This is a genomic window from Neobacillus drentensis, from assembly GCF_036962765.1.
Taxonomy (GTDB): Bacteria; Bacillota; Bacilli; order Bacillales; family Cytobacillaceae; genus Neobacillus; species Neobacillus drentensis_C.
Genome location: NZ_JBALOS010000026.1, coordinates 81260 through 86909, shown reverse-complemented (window position 1 = coordinate 86909; position 5650 = coordinate 81260). Strand labels below are relative to the sequence as shown.

Below are 5650 nucleotides of genomic sequence, written 5' to 3'. Positions count from 1 at the left end.
TGTGCAATGGTTCCTTCTGTAATGGATTCTGCCAGTTCTGGTACTTTGATTTAAATCATCTGTTGTATCCTCCTAGGTATGATGTTAAGTCTGCAATTATGTTAGATAATAGTATTTTGTCTGATGATGGTTTGTTAGTAATTTACTCGATTTCTTGTTTCTGAGTATCTACTAGACTCTACATAATTCAAAGCCTGTTGGATAATGCGTTCTTGTTCATTCTTATGAACGCTTGGATCGCCGCCTGCCGTGCTTGAACGCTCCTGACGCCCAATGTAACCAACTGTCAGGCTACCGGATGCAAGATCAAAAAGAGTAGGGGCAATATAATGCCACGCACCCATATTTTTCGGTTCTTCCTGAACCCATACGATTTCCTTCAAATTTGGGTAACGCTTTATGATGGCTTCTACTTTTTCCTTAGGGAATGGATACAATTGTTCGATTCGAACGATGTGTATCTCTTCTAAGTTTCGATTTCCTTTGTTTGAGTCGATTTCTACGGCCAGATCGATGGCCATCTTACCTGTTGTTAACACTAAACGCTTTACCTTATCTGTCTCTTTTCCAAGGTCTGGCTGTTCCAAAACCGTTTGGAAATGACCTTCGCTTAGAGAAGTACCAGGAGAAGCGACTAACGGGTGACGGAGCAGACTCTTTGGAGTCATAATCACCAATGGCCGAACAAACTCTGTTCCTAAGATGGATGCTTGGCGACGTAAAATATGAAAATACTGGGCCGCACTGGACAGGTTGGCAACTGTCCAGTTGTTTTCAGCTGCTAACTGTAAAAAACGTTCAGGACGGGCACTGGAATGCTCCGGACCTTGGCCTTCATACCCGTGAGGCAACAGGAGAATAAGCCCTGATTTTTGCCCCCATTTTGCTCTTGCGGATGAAACAAATTGATCATAGAGGGGCTGTGCTGTGTTGGCGAAGTCACCATATTGTGCCTCCCACATAACAAGTGTTTCAGGAGCAAATACATTATATCCATATTCAAAACCTACAACAGCCGCTTCCGACAGTGGGCTATTATGAACCGCAAACGATGCTCGTGCTTGCGGAAGATGGTGCAGTGGTGAATAGGTTTCGTTTGTTTCCGAGTCATGGAGTACAATGTGACGCTGTGCAAACGTTCCACGCTCAGAATCTTGGCCAGTGAGACGAATCGGTGTACCATCTTTTAACATCGATGCAAATGCCAGCACTTCTGCTACCGCCCATTCTACTTTCCCGTTCTCTTCTAGTGCCTTATCACGGCGCTCAAGAATTCTCTTTAATTTTGGATAAACACGAAAACCTTCCGGCCATTTCAGCAAATCCTGGTTTAATTCACGAAGCATATCAAGTGGCACACTTGTTTCCAACGGTGGAATTCCTTTGGAAATCACCCTCGGAACCTCTATTTCTTCAGAGTGTTCATTCTGCCTCTTCTCTGCCACTTTTTCATATTCAGCCTGCAACATTTCTTGCACGCTCTGATTGATTTGCTCAACTTCTTCTTGGTTGAGAATGCCTCTATTCTGCAACTGATTGGCGTACAACGCTTTTACAGTTGGATGATTCACAATTTTTTTGTATACTTTTGGCTGGGTCACAGCTGGGTCATCCATTTCATTGTGGCCAAATCGACGGTATCCAACTAGATCAATTAAAAAGTCCTTTTGAAATAGAGCTCGGTATTGATAAGCAAGACGAACTGCTGACAAACATGCTTCAGGATCGTCCGCATTTACATGTACAATCGGAATCTCAAATCCTTTTGCTAAGTCACTCGAATATCTCGTCGAACGAGAATCGTGGCTATCTGTTGTAAATCCGACCATGTTATTGGCAATGATATGGATGGTTCCACCTGTTCGATATCCTTTTAACCCACTTAAATTTAAGGTCTCCGGAACAATTCCCTGGCCCGGAAAGGCTGCATCGCCATGGACCAAAATCGCAAACGCCCTCTTAACATCCTGCTTAGGGTAACCGGCATTCCTTCGTTCTTCTTGGGCTGCTCTTGCAAAACCTTCGACAACCGGATCGACAAATTCAAGATGACTGGGATTATTGGCTAAAGTAATACGTGCGCGAACGTTACCAGGACCTTCCATGAATCGATTGCGTCCTAAATGGTATTTCACATCACCAGTCCAGCCCTCACTAATGTCGACTAAATCTTCTGACGGACCCTGTTGTTTGGCAGACGAATGCTGAAATTCAGAGAACATCTTTCTATATGGTTTGTTTAATACATGTGCAAGGACACTTAAACGGCCGCGATGAGCCATTCCAATCACGACATTATGTGCTCCATCCCCGACACCTTCATGCACCGCTTCATTCAGCATCGGAACAAGCATGTCAACCCCTTCAATAGAAAATCGCTTTTGACCAACAAAGGTTTTATGCAAAAATTGTTCAAATCCCTCAACCTCAGTCAAAGACTGTAACAAGTTCGTTTGATCTTCTTTAGATAAGGAGCGATGCAAGGAACCGGTCTCCACCATTTGAGTGAGCCATACTCGTTCATCCATATGTTGGACGTGGTTAAATTCATAGGCGAGTGTGGATGTATAAATACTCTTTAAATGGTTGATCGCATCCGATGCGGTTTGAATGTCATCAGGTGCCTGCTCCCAAACAAGTTTAGCTGGAATCGCTTTCAAATCTTGCTCACTTACCCCATGTTTTTCTGGATGAAACAACTCTTGATTTTGTTGATTCACTTCTAATGGGTTCATGTTTGCAGCTAAATGACCATTCGAACGAATGTCTTCAAGCAGTTTTACCACTTTGAGTACTTTCTGTATATTTACGGAATCATTAGGTTTGATAGATTCTTTATTAAAGGTTTCTTGGGTATCTCTTGACTCAAAAGACAAAGGTGAACCCCATTTAATAAAAAGTTCTTTTAATTTTGGATCAATGGAGTCTTCTCCGTTCGTGTACCGTTCATATTGTTCGATTACATAGCCAAGGTTTGGACCATTGAATTTTCTCCACGGATTTGGTTGGTTTTTCTGTTCTCCCATTCACAATTCCCCCATTGTTGTGTTACTTTATATGTCTTGATTCGGATTATTTAGTGAAGTTATAATTAATTGCTTAAGGTTAAGGATAATGTAATAATTGAAATAAATAAAATGCTAAAAAATTATATTAACCTATAAAAAATATTTATATCAGATAGATAGGTGGAAAAATGGATTACCGTGACTGGGAAATACTAAAGGTGCTTTATCATCAAAAGAATCTAACAAAAACAGCTCGCCTCTTATTTCTTACTCAACCCGCATTAACGACTCGATTAAAGCATATGCAGGAAGAACTGGGTGTTAAAATCGTAACCCGTGAAAGCAGGGGAGTGCATTTTACCCCACAAGGAGAATATCTTGTTCATTGTGCTGAAGAGGCCCTTGCTCATTATGAAAGGATTAAAGAAAGTGTCCAAAATATGAGTAATAACGAAAGCGACCAAGTGGTAGGTACGTTGAAATTGGGGGTTTCTAATTTTTTCGCCAATTATGAACTTCCCTTCGTTTTGAAACTATTTAAAATGCAATATCCACATGTGGAATTCAAAGTAACTACGGGATGGAGCAGAGACGTAACTCAACTTATTCACAATAAGGACGTTCATATCGGCTTTGTGCGTGGAGATTATGGCTGGCGGGGATTATCGAAATATCAATTATTTGAGGAAACCATTTGCATTGCTTCAAAAAATGAGTTTGATATTAAGGATCTTCCTCGTCTTCCTAGAATCGAATATAGAGGGGATTACTTATTAAAATCAGTCATTGATCATTGGTGGGCTGAAAATTATGCACAAGCCCCTTTTATAAGTATAGAAGTGGATCAAGTAGACCCTTGCAAGGAAATGGTTATAAATGGTTTAGGCTATGGCATTTTGTCTAGCAGAGTACTCAAAGGAATAGAAGACTTATACAAAATCCACTTAAAAGATCAAGAAGGAAATCCGATTTTGCGGAGAACGTGGATGTATTACCATAAAGAAGCTCTGGAATGGAATGTTGTTAAGGCGTTTGTAAATTTTATCGAAAATTTCGATTGGAAAGATAATTAAATTTAACACTGAGGAGGAAAAGGGTAACGTAGTCACTTAGACGTTACCCTTTTCTATGCTACTCCTGCTGACGATTTAGGGAGTTTACTTTGTATTTTGGGAAATCCTAAAGTGGGAGGACTCTTTACATTGCCGCTTTATTTGCCCCAGTAGAAACGACAGTTTTAACCGATGGCATATTCGCAATAAATACGCCGAGTAATACCAAAATCCCACCGATGATTTGATTCATCAAGATATGATTTCCTAGAATAAAATGGGAGGCAAGGATGGCCACAAATGGCTGGATATTCATGAACATCGAAGCTGTACCTGCGCCAACTTTAGCTACACCCTTATTCCACCAAAAGCCGGCAACTCCTTGAGCGATAATCCCAGCTAAAATTAACAATAACCACATGAAAAGTGAATGGCTAATAACGGAGCCGCTCACCAAATTTTCAACTCCGGCAGCAGGAATCATCAGTATACTTCCTAGTACCGTCGAGTAAACGGTAATAATAAAGGTGTTCATGGTTTTCGCTAAACCTCGGATAAATAATAGACTAATCGAGAGACAAAGCATAGCGATTAGAATGTTAAAATCTCCCCATGAGATTCCCAAACCGCCATTTCCAACTCCAATAATTGAAAAAACACCCAATAAACTAATAATGGCTCCTGCCGATTTTTTTATCGTAAACTTGACCTTAAAGATGATCCGTTCCAATAAAATTGTCGCTATCGGTGCCAAGGATATTATTAATGAGGCGTTGGCCGGTGTTGTATGCTGTAGCCCAGTAAAGTAAAAGGTTTGATTTAACAGGGTTCCAAAGATTCCAACACCAACTAGGAATTTCCACTCTGAGGTGGTGGGACGCTTCATTCCTTTATGAATCAAGGCAACGATAATTAAAAAAAGTGAGGTAAAACAAATTCGAACGGTTGATAAAATAACAGGTGAAAAGTCTTGCAGCAAATAGGCACTGATTGGATAATTAACCCCCCACAAAACAGACACCAAAAAGAGACTAATAAAAGCTTTTATCATACTACTAGACATTTGAATAGACAACCCTTCTAGGATGTTTTTGTTGGCAACTTTTATTAGTATAGCATGGTATTTCGCTTATCGAAAGAATTTTCAATTGGAATTTCCATGGATTTATCTTAAGTAAAAAGGGGCAACGAACACATATGCAGTGTTCGTCACCCCTTTAATATCGCATATTAGAATTTTCTTTTTACTAATTTATGTTTACCCGCGTAGATATAAGATTCCATGAATTGATTTTCAGGATAGGTGCTAGGATATACCACTGTTAAATAAACATTGTTTCCAATTAATTTAACGGTGGCAATCCCCTTGTTCAAAGCAAAAGATTCTGTGAATTTAACTTTTCCAACGCCATTTTTATCAAATGTAATTGAATATTTGTCTGTATCTGATTCTCTTGCATTTGAACCATCCGGCATGGACCACCAGATGCCATATAGATTAATTTTTGCTTTATTGCTGCTAATAAACGTTAAATCTAAACCAACTCCTGGTTTACTTGTTGCAGAGGTAAACCATCGCCCGCCATATTT

4 protein-coding genes (1 of these 4 only partly in view) are annotated in these 5650 nt (G+C 40.0%); 1 reads left to right on the top strand and 3 read right to left on the bottom strand.

The genetic code is table 11. The features are described from left to right. Nucleotides 1-134: 134 nt before the first annotated feature. The gene (locus tag V7137_RS04310) at nucleotides 135-3026 is read right to left on the bottom strand and encodes a 2-oxoglutarate dehydrogenase E1 component (protein WP_335696910.1); all 2892 of its coding nucleotides are present in this window, start codon (nucleotides 3024-3026) and stop codon (nucleotides 135-137) included. A gap of 170 nt (nucleotides 3027-3196) precedes the next feature. On the opposite strand from V7137_RS04310, the gene V7137_RS04305 reads away from it, so the two are divergent. After that, nucleotides 3197-4081 (top strand): LysR family transcriptional regulator, encoded by an 885-nt coding sequence (locus V7137_RS04305; RefSeq protein WP_335696909.1) that lies wholly within the window; start codon nucleotides 3197-3199, stop codon nucleotides 4079-4081. A gap of 124 nt (nucleotides 4082-4205) precedes the next feature. Here V7137_RS04305 and V7137_RS04300 read toward each other — a convergent pair whose 3' ends face one another. Together V7137_RS04300 and V7137_RS04295 are read right to left on the bottom strand one after the other, a co-directional pair. After that, nucleotides 4206-5123 carry a DMT family transporter gene (locus tag V7137_RS04300; protein ID WP_335696908.1) on the bottom strand — a complete coding sequence of 306 codons (918 nt, stop codon included), beginning with the start codon at nucleotides 5121-5123 and terminating at the stop codon, nucleotides 4206-4208. A gap of 167 nt (nucleotides 5124-5290) precedes the next feature. Further along, nucleotides 5291-5650: the 3' portion of an SH3 domain-containing protein gene (locus V7137_RS04295; protein ID WP_438825613.1), read on the bottom strand. Its footprint extends 225 nt past the window's final position; 360 of the gene's 585 nt are visible here — the last part of the coding sequence; its start codon lies off the right edge, out of view; it ends in the stop codon at nucleotides 5291-5293.